The sequence below is a fragment of the Bradyrhizobium sp. 154 genome (assembly GCF_023073875.1).
Taxonomy (GTDB): domain Bacteria; phylum Pseudomonadota; class Alphaproteobacteria; order Rhizobiales; family Xanthobacteraceae; genus Bradyrhizobium.
On the sequence record NZ_JADPKG010000094.1, the window covers coordinates 60,683 to 75,962 of the forward strand.

The window sequence follows — 15,280 nt, forward strand, 5'->3', positions numbered from 1 at the left end:
CCTACTTGAAAGTTCCCCGGGAACCAAATCTCGGCCGGCCGAATTGACCCGCCGGTTCCACAGCGGGGTTAGCCTAAATGTTGATCAAGGGATTCGCCTTATCGGCGGCGCTGCTCGCGTGCGCGCCTGATGCAATGGCCGGCGAGCCGCAACCTGGCGTGTTTCGTCGGGCATCCTGCACCGTCATCCGGTACTATGTGGCCAAATATTCGGCTGCAGCCGCAGAGGCATGGGCGCGGTCCAAGGGCGCGAGCGAGGCTGAGATCGAGACCGCCCGGCATTGCCTGGCGAATGCACCGTCCAGCACGCAGGCTCAGAGTCCGCAAACCACCCAGCCTGTGACGGCCGGCTGGGCGGGGCACTAGCCACCCACAAGGAACCAATCCATCCTTGCCCGATTCGCTTCCACGGTTTAACCGGGCGACATGGGAAAACGAATCGTTCCGCCGGAAGAACCGGCCGAAATTCACGAGGTGCCGCTGCGTGAAGCGCTGGAAGAGCGCTATCTCGCCTATGCGCTCTCCACCATCATGCACCGTGCGCTGCCGGACGCGCGCGACGGCCTGAAGCCGGTGCACCGGCGCATCCTCTACGGCATGCGCCTGCTCCGGCTCGACCCCGGCACGGCCTTCAAGAAATCCGCAAAAATCGTCGGCGACGTGATGGGCTCGTTCCATCCGCATGGCGACCAGGCCATCTATGACGCCATGGTGCGTCTCGCGCAGGACTTCTCCTCGCGCTACCCGCTGGTCGACGGCCAGGGCAATTTCGGCAATATCGACGGTGATAACCCGGCCGCCTACCGTTACACCGAAGCGCGCATGACCGACGTCGCGCGTCTTCTGCTCGATGGCATCGACGAGGACGGGGTCGAGTTCCGCGCCAATTACGACGGCCAGTCGAAGGAGCCGATCGTCCTGCCCGGCGGCTTCCCGAACCTGCTTGCCAACGGCGCGCAAGGAATCGCGGTCGGCATGGCGACCTCGATCCCGCCGCACAACGCCGCCGAGCTGTGCGACGCCGCGCTGCATCTGATCGAGAAGCCCGACGCGAAATCCAAGGCGCTGCTGAAGTGGGTCAAGGGTCCGGATTTCCCGACCGGCGGCATCATCGTCGATTCCAAGCAGGCGATCGCCGAGGCGTACACGACGGGCCGCGGTTCGTTCCGCGTGCGCGCGCGGTGGGAGCAGGAGGAGGGCGCTCGCGGCACCTGGGTGGTCGTTGTCACCGAGATCCCCTGGCTGGTGCAGAAGTCGCGGATGGTGGAGAGGATCGCCGAGCTTTTGGATCAGAAGAAGCTCCCGCTGGTCGGTGATGTCAGGGACGAATCGGCCGAGGACGTCCGTCTCGTCATCGAGCCGAAGTCGAAGAACGTCGATCCCGCGCTGATGATGGAGTCGCTGTTCCGGCTGACCGAGCTTGAAAGCAAGATCCCGCTGAACCTGAACGTACTGATCAAGGGCAAGGTGCCCAAGGTGGTCGGCCTGGCCGAGTGCTTGCGCGAGTGGCTCGACCATCTGCGCGACGTGCTGATCCGCCGCAACAATCACCGCAAGGCGCAGATCGAGCACCGGCTGGAAGTGCTCGGCGGCCTCCTGATCGCCTATCTGAACATCGACAAGGTGATCAAGATCATCCGCACCGAGGATGAGCCGAAGCCCGAGCTGATGAAGGCGTTCAAGCTCACCGAGGTGCAGACTGAAGCCATCCTCAACATGCGGCTGCGCAGTTTGCGCAAGCTCGAGGAGATGGAGATCCGCACCGAGGACAAGAAGCTTCGCGCCGAGCTCAAGGGCATCAATGCGGTGCTCGCCTCGGAAGCCGAGCAATGGAAAAAGGTCGGCGAGCAGGTCGGCAAGGTCCGCGACATGTTCGGGCCGAAGACGCCGCTCGGCAAGCGCCGCACCACCTTTGCCGACGCACCCGAGCACGATCTCGCCGCGATCGAGGAAGCCTTTGTCGAGCGCGAGCCGGTGACGGTCGTGGTCTCTGACAAGGGCTGGATCCGCACCATGAAGGGCCATGTCGAGGATCTCTCCGGCCTTGCCTTCAAGCAGGACGACAAGCTCGGTTTCGCCTTCTTTGCGGAGACGACCTCGAAGCTGCTGCTGTTCGCCACCAACGGCAAGTTCTACTCGCTCGATGTGGCGAAGCTGCCCGGGGGCCGCGGCCACGGCGAACCGATCCGCCTGTTCATCGACCTCGAGCAGGAGGCTGCGCCGGTTGCGCTGTTCGTCAACAAGGGCGGGCGCAAATTCCTGGTCGCGAGCCACGAAGGCCAGGGTTTTGTGGTCAACGAGGACGATTGCGTCGGCACCACCAAGAAGGGCAAGCAGGTCCTCAACGTCGAGATGCCGAACGAGGCGCGCGCGATCACCGAGGTAACAGGCGACACCGTTGCTGTCATCGGCGAGAACCGCAAGATGCTGATTTTCCCGCTTGACCAAGTCCCCGAGATGGCCCGCGGCCGCGGCATGCGCTTGCAGAAATACAAGGACGGCGGCCTCTCCGACGTCGCGGTATTCGATGCCAAGGCGGGGCTGACCTGGAAGGACTCCGCGGGGCGCGAATTCTCGGCAACGATGAAAGAGCTCGCCGAATGGCAAGGTAACCGCGCCGATGCCGGCCGTCTGGCACCGAAGGGGTTTCCGAAGTCGAACAAGTTCGGCCGGGCGATTGGGTAGCACTCTCTTGTCCCGGACGCGCTGCAACGCTTTTCGCGTTGCTGCGCAGAGCCGGGACCCGTGCGGCACGGATCGCTCGGAGACATGGGCGCCCCGGCTCAGCAGCGCACCGCTGAAGTAGCGCTGCGCTGCGTCCGGGGCACCAGAGGGGAGCGCCGTCTCACATGGTCATTGCGAGCGCAGCGAAGCAATCCAGAATCCCGCCGCGGAAAGACTCTGGATTGCTTCGCTGCGCTCGCAATGGAGCAAGTGGCGAGGCCATCGCTCTCCGATTCGCATCTCAAACAGCAGACATACCATCGCGTTCTCGCGGCGCATCTCGCCCGAGCTTTGCTTCACGGCGCGCCCTCGGAAAAGACAAGGGCGCAGGGAAGGCCAGGCGCCGGCGGCACCCGAGTCCGTGTGCGATAGAAATGCACACGGGGTGGACAACAGGTGATGCCGGTCGCCCGGCCTTCCCTGCGCGAATGGTTTTAACGGTGTCCTTCGTGCTCTCCTCGGGGAGCGATGCACTGTTGCCCCCGTCGCCATGCAGATGACTGATGCGCGGGCCCGGTCGGGCCGCTACATCACCACAGGACTTGACGCACAGACCCCGGGCGTCAGGACCACACGACTTCTCCGTCCGCGCACGTCTTCGCTGGGAATCCGAGGGGTGGCGTGTGCTCGCCCCCGAAGCCATGCGAAGACGCTGTCGGCGTCGTGTCGTTCGCGCGAAGGCATTGCTCACGGCTGAAGCCGCCCTGCAATGCCTGTTACGCTCGACGCCGTCGCGTCCATCGCTGCCCAGCCCGCGGTTCGTGACGATCGCGATCCGCCCCTTGTCTCGGGCCAGGGTGCTTTTCTATACGACAAATCCGAATTTCGGTAAATATGAATATTTTGCAGAGCGGGTCTTGACAGCCGAGGGTGCGGAAGTGGTCAGCTGTTTTGCCCGACGGGTGATGGCCGACGGGTGCGCCGTGACGAGCTTTTGTTTTGAGGGCTGGTGCTCCTGAACGGCATCTTCTAAGGGGCAAAGCGGAAGTCGCCCCGCTCGAGCATTATCGAGGGCTCCTGACCCCTCCGGACATCGGGATCGAACTGCCGCGGCGCAGCAGTTAACGGCTTCGGCATCCGCCGATTGTCGGTGAAGCCATATTCCTGATCCTAGTCGGTGTCGTCCTTCGGCACCACGCGAATGCCCGCTTGCCTGCAGCACCCGTGCGGTGTGGCCTTCCGGTCAGGGGACTCGGGGCGTATTCTAGAAGGACAGGAGTAGCCAGCTCAGGAGGACCAATGTTGCATTGGGTTGAGTCCCATTCGATTCCCGGCATCATGCTTCTTGTATTCGGCTTCTGTTACGTGTTGGCGATTGCGACTTTCGGCGCAGCGGCAATCCTGTCCCGGCGCGCAGTGGTGAGGCAGCTGAAGGCGGCCTCGCCTGTGACGTTGACGCCTCTGGCGGTTATCCTGGCCCTGCTCCTCGCCTTCCTGTCCTCGCGCGTATGGACAAATGTCGATCGGGCCGGGGAATATGTCGGTCAGGAAGCCAGTGCTCTCCGACAGGCCATGCTCCTCGCGGATGCTTTGCCACCGGATGTTCGGAACAATCTGCGCGATAGCCTCAAGCGCCACCTTCATTTCATTGAAACGCAGGATTGGCCAGCGATGGGCAGGGGCGAAGCCACTTTGCAAGCAATCCCGACTGGATTGACTGACGCGATGGCGGCGGTCCTTTCCTTTACGCCCGCACAACCCGCTCAGCAGCTGGCCCAGGAGCGCGCCTTGGTCGCGATCGAACATGCGTTTGAAGTCCGGCGAGATAGAATTCGGCTCAGCCAGCTTCAGATCGCGCCGATCCAGTGGGCAGTCATCATTGTCTTGACGATGCTGATCCTCGTGACGATCGCAATGATACATATCGATAATCGAGCGGCGATGGCGGCGACCTTGTTTATCTTTTCTACGGCAATCGCTGTGTGCCTCGTCCTGCTCATGGTCTATGACCGGCCTTTTGGCTTTGGCGGCGTGTCCATGCCGCCGACAGCGTTTCGACAGGTCGCTGTGGATTGACACCCTATACCCTTGGGGATGGGAGGCGTGACCACTTCTGCGCAGCACGATGGCAGCGCGGTGATCATGACCCACGAGGTGGAACGAATTCTTGCCAATACCGATGCCGATCACTGCGATCGCTGCATTGAGGTTCTGAGACATGGCGTGCTCCTTGCCTTGAGCGCCCCTTGCCACCTTCTCGCAGTGGCGGGGCTGGAGCACAGCCGGACCATCCCATGAGCGGACGGTTTGCTCATCTCGTTCTGCCCACACTGTGATTTCCTATCCGATGGGCTTTCTGCCGGCTACGAGGGCCATCGATCGGCTGCAAGCACGAACATCATCCGATTGCCGTACTAATCTACAGGAACCAAGAGGATTGTTGTGCGTTGCCGGGCTGCTCTTGAGTGTCACTCCGTTCAATCTAGCTCGCCTCTGCTGGGTGACTTAGGACGGAAGGCCGGGCGAGGTAGAGCAGGTGCTTCGTATCCGACTACTGATAGCAGATCGTCGTCCGATCGTTCTGCAGGGTTTTGGGACGCTACTTGCGGCGGAGCGTGACTTCGAGATTGTTGCGTCATGCACTAATGGAGCGGCTTGCCTCGAAGCAGTCCGGAGGTTGACGCCAGATGTCGCCCTTTTGGAGGACGGATTTTCTGACGTGACGGCTTCTGAAATGCTCGCCGCCGTTACTGCGGAAAACCTTCCCACGCGCTTGGTATTCTACACAGCATCGGTTGCGCGAGGCGATATCGCTGACGCCGTCGCGGCGGGCGCCTGCACTGCGATTCCGATGCGCGAGGAGCCCGAAACCTTGTTCCGGTCCCTGAGGCTGGTGGCACCGACCGCCGATCGGGCGGCTATCCGCAAGCCCGGCAAGGGCGCGTGCGGCGAAAATGGACTTGCAGCGTCGACGGACCTGGAGCGCAAGATCCTACGTCTGGTCGCCTGCGGTATGTCGAACAAGGAGATTGCGCGCCAGCTCAACGTCGCCACAGGCACGATCAAGGCGCGAGTTGATCACATGTCTGCGCAGTCTGAGATCAAAAACCGAACCGAGCTCGCAACGTTCGCCCTATCGCGCCTTTACGGCAGGGTCGGCGCGCTTGCAGCTCTGATTTGGGCAGCGCTGGACGACGTTCAGCCCGCGAGCGCGAGCGCAGTTCATCATGCGCTTACCGATAGTGTCACGGTAATGGCCGCAGACGACACCGGCGCTGTCGTGACCATCAAAATCAGCCCCCCAAAAACGACCGCGGCTTCGGGTAAAACGGCCAGAGCCGTGGGTAAAGCCGATCGTGCCGAGAACTCTGGAGCTGACATCCCGACGCGGGGCAGCAAGCTCATCGAGTCCCGCGCCGATATTGCCGCCAGCACGATCACATCGCCGGCACTCAACCCTCCAAGGTCAAGCATCAGTGACTTTGGCGGGTTTATGCTCATGGCGGTCGGAGTTTCGATTTACGAACTCCTTAACAGTCCTGCGCAGGCGTTCACTTTTTGGGATAGCTTTGCGTCGGCTGCCGAAAACGCCACCAGCGAATTGGGCGCCCTTAATATGCCTGGCAGCGCCGATGCGACCCTAAACGAGTTGGAGAACCTAGCCCGGCTTAATCCCGAAGGCCGCCATGAATCATTCGTTTTCGAGGCTGGCCGAAGCGATGCCATCGGCAAAAGCGACGAGCATCAGATCGTCGATGCAGCCGCAAGCGAGCATAGCGTAGGCGCCGGCGGCAACCCTCACGTCGGATCCGGCGCCATCGACGCTCCGATCGATCATAGCGGCTTCGAGCAGGCGGCCGCGACGGACGCGTCGAGGAATGCCGAACACGGCACAATACACGCGACCGCAGCCGACGGATCCAATGATGAACAATCGCAGCGTGATTTGCATGTTTCGGAACAGGGAGCAGCAGCCGGTAAGCCACACGCCGGAGACCGGCCACCGGGAGACGATCCAGATCATGGACAATCGCAGCGTGATTTGCATATTTCGGAACACGGGGCAGCAGCCGATAAGCAGCCCGCCAAGCACGACTCAACCGGACACGATTCTGACTGGGGGCAATCGCATCGCGACTTAGACGCTTCGGAGGAAGGTTCCGCAACTGCCGATCAGCACGCCAAGGACGATGTACAGAGTAGCCATTTCAATTCCGGCCAATCGCAGGCTGACTTGCCCAAGGTGCCCATAAGCGGTTCTAAAACTCTGCATGCGGGGCCGGACCAGAATGCAACGGCAGCTGCGCCCCAGTTCGAAGATTCCTTTCATTTCAAGAATGATAGGGCAGAGGTCAGAGTTTCAGAGAATTCTGGGAACGGCCACGGACCGGATGCAGTGGAATATACTCTGCACGATGCCGGAAAAAATGGACTGGCGCTAATTCAGGATGCGGACCTGATTGGCCCTTCGCACGCCGAGCAAAGCGCCCTTGATCACGCAAGCGTTGAGCACCATCTGACGCATGATTTGTTTGTGTAGCTTACTCGGCGCCTCGCTAGCGTCGGTACTGCTGCTTTGAGCGTTGCCGGCGCGTCCGCAGCGTCTGCTTCTAGGCCCTTAGCCGCCACGCAGCCCTGTCGGTTCAAGTCGCGTTCCGGCAGCAGCTTCTAAGGGCGAATCGGAAGTCGTCCCGCTTGGTCATCATCGACGGCTTGCGACCCACCCCGGACATATCTTGCACCGGGACAAGTAGCCCTTCTGAGTGTCCGGTAAGGCCGCCGCCTCACCGGACTGATCAGCTTCGACCGCTTTAGTTGAATGTTTGCAGCCTCAATTTGAGCGATCCATCGGCTTGGCGTTCGAATACGTGCATCGCCAGACCACCCAATGGAGACGGCTTGCCCTCCTTGTCCTTACCCGTGGCACTCCACTTGGCTGTCCCGAACACAACCTTGTCGTCTCCGCCGGCGTCAATCATCTCCAACTTGTGACCCGTCACGCCGTTCGCGAACAGTCCAGCAAAGAAACTCTCGATCTCAGCCGGACCTGACGCCACCTGATGTGTAGGCGGCATCAATTTTGCCGTCGCGACATAGGAAGCGCCGATGGCTTTTGCGTCGTGCTTGTTGAATGCGGCATCCCAAGAGGCGTATGCCTTCTCCACATCCCCCTTGGCATCCGCAGCCAGCGAAATCCCTGGCGCGCCAAGCAGACAAATGACTAGTGCTGATGTTTGAGCCAACTTCATAGGATACTCCTCTGTTGGATAATGCCTTTCCCGATTGATCAGATTATCAGTCCGGTCGTCCGGCGCGGCTGCGCTCCCGCGGGCATGACGACACCGTCGCCGGTCGCGTTGTGGCCGGCCATTGGTTCATTAAGGAAGAGGTGCAGGCGATGGTAACTTCAATGACGCCGTTCACCTCGGGAGTCCGTATCGCGCGCCATGGCACCGCTGATGCAGCCGGTCACACATGCGCCGAACTTCAACCACCACGACCAGTTTTGCGAAGGCATATTGATCATGGCTGGTTGCCCGAAGACTCCATCCAATAGCTCGCGGAACAGCAATTCCGGGCAACTACCGTCAACCACGTTGACGAATGGGAGAGAGCGCCGGCGCACAGTACGTAGGCCGGAAATCCCTGCGCTGGTCACGGTGTAATTCGCCATTTTGGGCAAGACCGCCATGTAGCGCTGTCGCCTTCAACGTCGCCTTCCGATGGCAAGTCGGGCGCGACGGACTCGTGGGTGCAGGCCCTAAATTACCCCCGCTAACCGCATCGCCACGCCCGCGGCACAACTGCCGGCGAGAACTGTGAGCATGCCGAGCTTGAACCGGAAGATCGCGGTGGCCGCTGCAATCGACAGCACCAGCGCCGGCACGTCGACGCTCGTCAGCACCGGCATGTCGAAGTCGAACGGGAAGGCGGTCACCGGCACCGTGGCGCGGAACAGCGTGTGCAGCGCGAACCAGATCGAGAGGTTGAGGATCACGCCGACAACCGCGGCGGTGATCGCACCGAGCGCGCCGGCCAATCCCGTGTTGCCGCGCAGGCGCTCGATATAGGGCGCGCCGAGAAAGATCCAGAGGAAGCAGGGCGTGAAGGTGACCCAGGTCGCGAGCAAGCCGCCAAGCGTTGCCGCCAGCATTGGCGACAGGCCGCTCGGGTCGCGGTAGGCGGCCATGAAGCCGACGAACTGGAGCACCATGATCAGCGGGCCCGGCGTGGTCTCGGCCATGCCGAGGCCGTCCAGCATCTCATGCGGCTTGAGCCAGTGATAATGCTCGACCGCCTGCTGTGCGACGTAGGCCAGCACGGCGTAGGCGCCGCCGAAGGTGACCAGCGACATTTTCAAGAAGAACAGTGCGATCTGGCTGAACACATTGTCTTGCCCAAGAGCGAGCAACAACCCGATCACCGGTATCAGCCAGAGCGCCAGCCACAGCGCGCCGACGCGGATCGCGCGCGCCGTATTGGGCCGCACGTGCTCAGGCACAGCTTCGCCGAGCATGCTGTCGATCGCGGCGCCGCTGCCGCCGTGGCCGTGACCAGCCGGTGCGAATTCCGGACGGCCAGCGCGCGCGCCGGCATAGCCGATGATGCCGGCGGCGATGATGATGATCGGGAAGGGGACCGCGAAGAAGAAGATGGCGACGAAGGCCGCGGCCGCGAGCGCGATCATGATGCGGTTCTTCAGCGCGCGCTTGCCGACGCGGACCACGGCCTCGACCACGATGGCGAGCACGGCGGCCTTCAGTCCGAAAAACAGCGCCTCGACGAAGCTGACATTGCCGTAGGCGGCGTAGACGTAACTCAGGCCCATGATGGCGATGATGCCGGGCAGGATGAACAGCCCGCCCGCCATCAGCCCGCCGGCGGTGCGATGCATCAGCCAGCCCACATAGGTCGCGAGCTGCTGTGCTTCCGGTCCCGGCAGCAGCATGCAGTAATTCAGCGCATGCAGGAAACGGGCTTCAGAGATCCACTTCTTCTCCTCGACCAGAATACGATGCATCACCGCGATCTGGCCCGCGGGCCCGCCAAAGCTCAGGCAGGCGACGCGGAGCCAGACACGAAAGGCCTCATTGAAGCTGACCCCGTGACCGGCGTCAGCTCCTGCTTGAACGTTGCGGATATCCATTACGCCTTCACCTTGTTGGTCGGCCAGTTGTGGGTCTCGGTGGTGGCGTCGCGGCACCAGCGGTAGAAGGCGTCGTAGAGCAGCATGCCGGCCTCGAGCTGCGCGAGGTCGTCGTCATACATGCGCGATAGTCCGAGCGAGGCCGCGAGCAGGCCCGGCGCTTCTGGCGCGAGATCAGGCCGCGCGGTGTCGGCGCCGCGCACCAGCGTCGCCAGCCGGAGCAGGGGTGGCGAGGCGATCCCGAATTCCTCGATCATGACGTCGAAGGTGCAGAGCTCGCCGCGGTGGCTCCAGAACACGTTCTCAATGTCGAAGGGAGCTGCATTGAACCGCTCCCCGACGCCGATCACCTCGGACGGTGCCACATACAGGAACACCGCATTGGGATCGACAAAGCGGCGGATCAGCCAGGGGCAGGCGATGCGGTCGACCTTCGGCCGGGCCCGCGTGACCCAGACAGTGCGCCCTCTGGCATCGCGCGGCGGCAGCTTGCGCGTGTCGAGCAGCGGCAGGTTTGCCGCTTTCCAGCCCTCGAAGCCGCCCTCCAGCGTCTCAGCCTCGACGCCGAGCTGGCGCAGCCACGCCGCCGCGCCCTGCGCGAGCTTTTCACCGCGCAGGCAGGAGACGATGGCCCGGCGGCCGGCGAAGTCGCCGCCCCAGTCCGTCACCTTGTCGTGACTGAGCTTAATGGAGCCTGGGATCAGCCGCCGGTCGACGGCAAAATCCTCCTCGGTGCGCACATCGATGAGGGCCGGGCTGTTCGCGGTGCCGACCAGCCGTGCCAATTTGTCAGATGAGATGGTCGTGAAAGTAGACATGATGCGTCCTCGCAAGAAACGAACGGGACGCGATGCTTGGGCGTGTCGCCTCGTGGGGAGATCGCTCAAATCCCCATGGCGCCGATTACAGCGAAACTAAGCAGGACTGTCAATCCGCGGCACGATTGGGCCTTAGAAAATCGCGCCTCGGCGGTCTATACTGCAGGCCGACAGACCTGAATCTTCTGGAGAATTCGATGCATTCCCACTCCATCGAACAATGGACCCATGACCACGCCTTTCTTGGCGACAAGCACGACGAGAACGAGCGGCGTACCTGGCTCGTGGTCGTCCTGACGCTGGTCATGATGGTCGGCGAGGTCGTCGCCGGCTCGCTGTTCGGGTCGATGGCGCTGCTGGCCGACGGCTGGCACATGGGCACGCATGCGGCGGCGCTCGGCATCGCCGCCTTTGCCTATCGTTTTGCGCGCCGGCACCTGAAAAATGCGCATTTCACCTTCGGCACCGGCAAGTTCGGCGATCTCGCCGCCTTCTCCAGCGCGATCATCCTCGGCCTGATCGCGATCGAGATCGCCTATGAGAGCGTGCTGCGGCTGATCACGCCGGTGCCGATCGTCTATGGCGAGGCGATCGCGGTCGCCGCGCTCGGCCTGTGCGTCAATCTCGCGAGCGCGTGGCTCTTGCGCGGCAACCACGATCATCATCACGGCCACAGCCACGCCCATGATCATCACGACGATCATGACCACGACCAGGATGATCATGGCCATCACCATCATCATCACGACAACAATCTTCGTGCCGCCTATGTGCACGTCATGGCGGACGCAGCGACCTCGGTGCTGGCGATCGCAGCACTCGCCGTCGCGATGTATTCGGGCTGGGTCTGGGCCGATCCAGCCGTCGGGCTGATCGGCAGCGCCGTGATCGCGAGCTGGGCGTTCGGCCTGATCAAGTCATCGGGGGCGGTGCTGCTCGACGTGCGCGCCGACGAGAAGCTGGAGCGGGTGATCCGGGCGCGGATGGAAGTTGGCGACGACCGCGTCACCGATTTGCATCTGTGGCAGGTGGGGCCCGGCCATTGTGCCGTGCTGCTCTCGGTGGTGTCGGACCAGCCGAAGCAGCCGGCCGTCTACAAGCGGCGGCTCGCGGGGCTAAAGGGCCTCAGCCACGTCACGGTCGAGGTCGAGACCTGCCCGCATTGATTTGCTTGACGGGAATTGCGCGAACGGGCCGGGGTTGATCCTCGGTCTTCGCCCTGTACGGGAGGAACAACAATGATGCCCAGGATCAAGCTCGCGCTCGCCATCGCTGCACTCGCTCTGCCCGGCCCTTCGGCGCTGGCGCAATCGGAGAAGACCGGGGTCGAAAAGCTCTACGTGCTCAATTGCGGCGAGGGCACCGCCGGCGACATCTCCCGCTGGACGCCTGGCCTCAACGAAGGCAAGACGATGGACTTCGTCGACAGCTGCTATCTCATCAAGCACGCCAAGGGCTGGTTCCTGTGGGACACCGGCATTGCCGATTCCGTCGCCGCGATGCCGAATGGACTCGCGCCCGCCGATCCCAAAGCCGTCACTTGGCGCCGGCCGAAGACGCTTGCCGCCCAGCTCGAACAGCTCGGGCTGAAGCCCGACGACGTCAAAGTGGTGGCCGTCTCGCACACGCATCCCGATCATACCGGCAATGTCGAGCTGTTTCCGCAGGCCATGCTCTACGTGCAGAAGGCCGAATATGACTGGCCCGGGCCCAACAACGCGCCGCGCTTCAAGCCGTCGCATCCGGTCGAGCTGCTCGCAGGCGACAAGGACGTGTTCGGCGACGGCAGCGTGACCATTCTATCCACGCCCGGCCATACGCCGGGACACCAGTCGCTGCTGGTGAAACTGCCAAAAACCGGCGCGGTGATCCTGTCGGGCGATGCCGTCCACTTCAAGGACAATTGGGACAACCGCCGCGTGCCGAGCATGAACGTCAACAAGGACCAGAGCGCGGCCTCGATGCAGAAGATTGCCGACACGCTCGCCAGGGAAAAAGCGCAGCTCTGGATCAACCACGACAAGGCCCAGCGCGACAGCCAGAAGATGGCGCCCGAGTTTTACGAGTAGAGCGTTTTCGAGCGAAGTGGGCACCGGTTCGCGCCAAGAAAACGCGTCAAAACAAGCATCCAGAGCTTCCGTTCCGATCGCATCGGACCGGAAGCGCTGGGCGTGTGAAGAAGCTGCTGCCACGACGATGGCAGCAGCTTCGTGCTAGGCCCGCCAAAAGCTCCGCGACAGGAGACAGCGGTGGGCGAATGGGCCGGGGTTGCGATCGCGCTGGCGTCGAGCAGCCTCGGTGGCACGGCGGCGGCTATTACCCGCTATCTCGTGGGCGGCGCCGATCCGATCATGCTCGCGATCCTGCGCTGGGGGATCGGCTTTCTCTGCCTCGTGCCATGCGCGCTGCTGCTTGGCGTGCGTTGGCCGCAGCGGTCCGATTGGCCGACCGTGGCGCTGCTCGGCATCTGCTTCTTCGGTCTGTTCTTCATCCTCTACAACATCGCGGTGTCCTACACGACCGCTGCCCGCGCCAGTCTTGCGCTCGCGACGCTGCCGCTTCACACGATGGTGGTGGGGGCGCTCCTTGGCGTCGAGCGGCTGACGGTGCGGAAGATCATCGGTGTCGGCATCGCCGTGCTCGGCGTGGCGGCAGCGCTGGCTACCGGCCTGGCGCACAGTCCGCCAGGGGCCTGGCGCGGCGAATTGATCATGACTGCAGCCGTGTTCTGCATGGCGTTCTACAACGTATTGTCGCGTCCGTTGATGCAGCGCTCGAGCGCGCTCGGCTTTCTCACCGTGGGCATGGGTGCGGGTGCCGTCGTGCTGGTACTGGCGGGTCTGGTGAGAGGCAGCTTTGCGGCGCTCGAGCACTTCACCACGGCGCAGTGGATTGCCGGCATCTATCTCGGCATTGGCGGCGGCGCACTCGCCTTCATCCTCTGGGTCATGGCGCTGGAGCGGGCAACGCCGACTCGCGTCGCCAACACGATGACGATCAATCCGATCGCCGCCGCTCTGCTTGCTGCGCTCCTCATCGGCGAGCCGATTACGGCTCATCTGCTTGTCGGATTGGTTGCGGTGTTCGCCGGGATCTGGATCGCGACCAGCGAGACGAAGCCCGCCTAGCTCCGCGGGACGGTCACCGTGGGCGGACTCGCTTCCGGCGTCTTCTTCGGCTTCAGCGTGCCGGCATAGAACGAGAGCAGCCAGACCAGCAGGACGGCGAGGAGATAGACGCCCCAGGCCTGGGGCGCCGTGGTCGCCCAGCGCAGGAGGCCTTTGAACGTGCGTGGCGGGCCGGGGTCTTCGCTCATGGCCCGCTTGTGCGCGAAAGGGGCCGGGCGGTCAATCCGGGCGCGGCCCGGCACGGATCAGGAACAACGCCGCCAACGCCGACAGGCTGAGCGCGGAGGAGACGATCAGCACCTTGGCCCCCATGATGTCGATCAGCAGACCGAAGGCGAGCGGCGCCACCGCCTGCGCCATCCGCGCCGGTGCGCCGATGATGCCGAGACGGTAACCAAAGTCCTTTGGTCCGAAAATCGCGAGCGGCAGCGTGCCGCGCGCGATCGTCAGGATACCGTTGCCGGAGCCGTGGAACAGCGCAAACGCGCTCGCCGCAGCGCCGCCGAAGATCGCGACGACCACCGCGCCGATCGGATGGGTGAGGCAGGCGAGCCGCGTCGACCACAGCGGATGGAAACGGCTGAGGAAGCCCGCCTCGAGCATGCGCGCGCCGACCTGGGCCGGGCCGATCAGCGCGCCGGCCGCGATGGCTTCGACGGGTGTTGCGCCCGTCGTCTCCAGGATGCGGGGGAAATGCGCGGCCATCGCGCCGGTGACGGTCCAGACCGCGGCGAAGATGAAGGCCAGCAGGATCATGGTGCGGTCGAGCGGCAAATGCGGCTTCTCGGCGGTCGCCGCCGTCTGCCTCGCACCCCTGATCACCGGCAGCATGAAGAAGTTGAGGGGCAGGCCGATCAGGATATTGGCAGCCGCCCAGGCAAAGCAGGTCTCGCGCCAGCCGATATGGGACAGACCCCAGGCGGTGAGCGGCCAGCCGACCGTGGAGGCGAAGCCCGCCATCAGCGTGATGCCGGTGATGGGCCTGCGCGCCTCGGTGCCGTAGATGCGCCCCAGAGCGGCGAAGGCGGCGTCATAGAGGCCCATCGCCATGCCGACGCCGAGCACGAGCCAGGCGATCGCCATCACCGCCACCGAGTGCGAGAGGCCGAGGAGGACGAGGCCGGCGGCGATGGTCAGGTTCGAGGCCGAAAGCACCTGCCGTCCGCCGACGAGATCGATCTGCCGCCCGATGCGCGGGCCGAGCAGCGCCGCGATCACGAGCGAAGCCGAGAACGCGGCAAAAATCCAGTTGGAGGAAATGCCGAGGTCGTGCGCCATGGGATCGGCGAGCAGCGCCGGCAGATAATAGCTGGAAGCCCAGGCCAGGGTCTGCGTGGCGCCGAGCGCCAGGATGATCGGAAGCTGGCGCCGGCTCATCTGCGCGTGGCTCCGATTCTTGCCGACAAGCTCGTCATTGTGGGCATCTGCCGCGCGCGCGGCGAACACGTCAACCGCCCCTGCGACATATTCGATCTGCAAGGGATGGGAGCCTTGCGCACGGCCCGCGCGTGGCTCGCGCCTTTC

The 15,280-nt window shown here is 63.4% G+C and carries 13 protein-coding genes and 1 pseudogene; 7 read left to right on the top strand and 7 right to left on the bottom strand.

Annotated features, from left to right (window positions below; translation table 11 throughout):
• The first annotated feature begins 77 nt into the window (after positions 1-77).
• The 3 genes from IVA92_RS21635 (at position 78) to IVA92_RS21645 (ending at position 4,739) form a co-directional block, all read left to right on the top strand.
• Entirely contained in the window at positions 78-365 is a 288-nt protein-coding gene (locus IVA92_RS21635; RefSeq protein ID WP_247277046.1) for a hypothetical protein, read from the top strand.
• Positions 366-425: 60 nt separating this feature from the next.
• The gene (gene parC / locus IVA92_RS21640; RefSeq protein ID WP_247277047.1) at positions 426-2,684 is read left to right on the top strand and encodes a DNA topoisomerase IV subunit A; all 2,259 of its coding nucleotides are present in this window, start codon (positions 426-428) and stop codon (positions 2,682-2,684) included.
• Positions 2,685-3,962: 1,278 nt separating this feature from the next.
• The gene (locus IVA92_RS21645; protein ID WP_247277048.1) at positions 3,963-4,739 is read left to right on the top strand and encodes a DUF4239 domain-containing protein; all 777 of its coding nucleotides are present in this window, start codon (positions 3,963-3,965) and stop codon (positions 4,737-4,739) included.
• A 36-nt stretch (positions 4,740-4,775) separates the two neighbouring features.
• On the opposite strand, the pseudogene IVA92_RS21650 reads toward IVA92_RS21645, so the two are convergent.
• Positions 4,776-4,883: pseudogene (locus tag IVA92_RS21650) on the bottom strand (IS110 family transposase); the annotation flags it as partial.
• A gap of 457 nt (positions 4,884-5,340) precedes the next feature.
• On the opposite strand from IVA92_RS21650, the gene IVA92_RS21655 reads away from it, so the two are divergent.
• On the top strand, positions 5,341-7,203 hold the full coding sequence (locus IVA92_RS21655) for a response regulator transcription factor (protein WP_247277049.1): 1,863 nt from the start codon (positions 5,341-5,343) through the stop codon (positions 7,201-7,203).
• Between the two features lie 271 nt (positions 7,204-7,474).
• Here IVA92_RS21655 and IVA92_RS21660 read toward each other — a convergent pair whose 3' ends face one another.
• The 4 genes from IVA92_RS21660 to IVA92_RS21675 all read right to left on the bottom strand — a co-directional run bounded on the left by IVA92_RS21660 (position 7,475) and on the right by IVA92_RS21675 (position 10,628).
• Positions 7,475-7,912, bottom strand: coding sequence for a nuclear transport factor 2 family protein (locus IVA92_RS21660; RefSeq protein WP_247277050.1), 438 nt, complete (start codon positions 7,910-7,912; stop codon positions 7,475-7,477).
• Between the two features lie 158 nt (positions 7,913-8,070).
• Complete coding sequence (locus IVA92_RS21665) at positions 8,071-8,355, bottom strand: hypothetical protein (RefSeq protein ID WP_247277051.1); 285 nt, start codon at positions 8,353-8,355, stop codon at positions 8,071-8,073.
• A 69-nt stretch (positions 8,356-8,424) separates the two neighbouring features.
• Entirely contained in the window at positions 8,425-9,810 is a 1,386-nt protein-coding gene (chrA, locus tag IVA92_RS21670; protein ID WP_247277052.1) for a chromate efflux transporter, read from the bottom strand.
• Positions 9,810-10,628, bottom strand: coding sequence for a chromate resistance protein ChrB domain-containing protein (locus tag IVA92_RS21675; RefSeq protein WP_247277053.1), 819 nt, complete (start codon positions 10,626-10,628; stop codon positions 9,810-9,812). The genes chrA and IVA92_RS21675 overlap by 1 nt, the downstream gene beginning before the upstream one ends.
• Positions 10,629-10,825: 197 nt before the next feature.
• Between IVA92_RS21675 and dmeF the strand changes: the two genes are divergently transcribed.
• The 3 genes from dmeF to IVA92_RS21690 all read left to right on the top strand — a co-directional run bounded on the left by dmeF (position 10,826) and on the right by IVA92_RS21690 (position 13,756).
• Positions 10,826-11,794 (top strand): CDF family Co(II)/Ni(II) efflux transporter DmeF, encoded by a 969-nt coding sequence (gene dmeF, locus IVA92_RS21680; protein ID WP_247277054.1) that lies wholly within the window; start codon positions 10,826-10,828, stop codon positions 11,792-11,794.
• A gap of 72 nt (positions 11,795-11,866) precedes the next feature.
• A complete protein-coding gene (locus tag IVA92_RS21685) occupies positions 11,867-12,697 on the top strand; it encodes an N-acyl homoserine lactonase family protein (protein ID WP_247277055.1) in 831 nt (276 codons plus the stop codon).
• Between the two features lie 180 nt (positions 12,698-12,877).
• Positions 12,878-13,756, top strand: a complete 879-nt coding sequence (locus tag IVA92_RS21690; protein WP_247277056.1) for a DMT family transporter — start codon at positions 12,878-12,880, stop codon at positions 13,754-13,756.
• On the opposite strand, the gene IVA92_RS21695 is transcribed toward IVA92_RS21690, so the two are convergent.
• Together IVA92_RS21695 and IVA92_RS21700 are read right to left on the bottom strand one after the other, a co-directional pair.
• Complete coding sequence (locus IVA92_RS21695; protein ID WP_247277057.1) at positions 13,753-13,944, bottom strand: hypothetical protein; 192 nt, start codon at positions 13,942-13,944, stop codon at positions 13,753-13,755. The genes IVA92_RS21690 and IVA92_RS21695 overlap by 4 nt on opposite strands.
• 31 nt (positions 13,945-13,975) lie before the next feature.
• Positions 13,976-15,133, bottom strand: coding sequence for an MFS transporter (locus IVA92_RS21700; protein WP_247277186.1), 1,158 nt, complete (start codon positions 15,131-15,133; stop codon positions 13,976-13,978).
• Positions 15,134-15,280 lie beyond the last annotated feature (147 nt).

Excerpts from the sequence above, each read along its gene's own strand:
- IVA92_RS21635 (WP_247277046.1), top strand. The coding sequence starts at position 78 with ATGTTGATCAAGGGATTCGCCTTATCGGCGGCGCTGCTCGCGTGCGCG.
- parC (WP_247277047.1), top strand. The coding sequence starts at position 426 with ATGGGAAAACGAATCGTTCCGCCGGAAGAACCGGCCGAAATTCACGAG.
- IVA92_RS21645 (WP_247277048.1), top strand. The coding sequence starts at position 3,963 with ATGTTGCATTGGGTTGAGTCCCATTCGATTCCCGGCATCATGCTTCTT.
- IVA92_RS21660 (WP_247277050.1), bottom strand. The coding sequence starts at position 7,912 with ATGAAGTTGGCTCAAACATCAGCACTAGTCATTTGTCTGCTTGGCGCG.
- IVA92_RS21665 (WP_247277051.1), bottom strand. The coding sequence starts at position 8,355 with ATGGCGGTCTTGCCCAAAATGGCGAATTACACCGTGACCAGCGCAGGG.
- chrA (WP_247277052.1), bottom strand. The coding sequence starts at position 9,810 with ATGGATATCCGCAACGTTCAAGCAGGAGCTGACGCCGGTCACGGGGTC.
- IVA92_RS21675 (WP_247277053.1), bottom strand. The coding sequence starts at position 10,628 with ATGTCTACTTTCACGACCATCTCATCTGACAAATTGGCACGGCTGGTC.
- dmeF (WP_247277054.1), top strand. The coding sequence starts at position 10,826 with ATGCATTCCCACTCCATCGAACAATGGACCCATGACCACGCCTTTCTT.
- IVA92_RS21685 (WP_247277055.1), top strand. The coding sequence starts at position 11,867 with ATGATGCCCAGGATCAAGCTCGCGCTCGCCATCGCTGCACTCGCTCTG.
- IVA92_RS21695 (WP_247277057.1), bottom strand. The coding sequence starts at position 13,944 with ATGAGCGAAGACCCCGGCCCGCCACGCACGTTCAAAGGCCTCCTGCGC.
- IVA92_RS21700 (WP_247277186.1), bottom strand. The coding sequence starts at position 15,133 with ATGAGCCGGCGCCAGCTTCCGATCATCCTGGCGCTCGGCGCCACGCAG.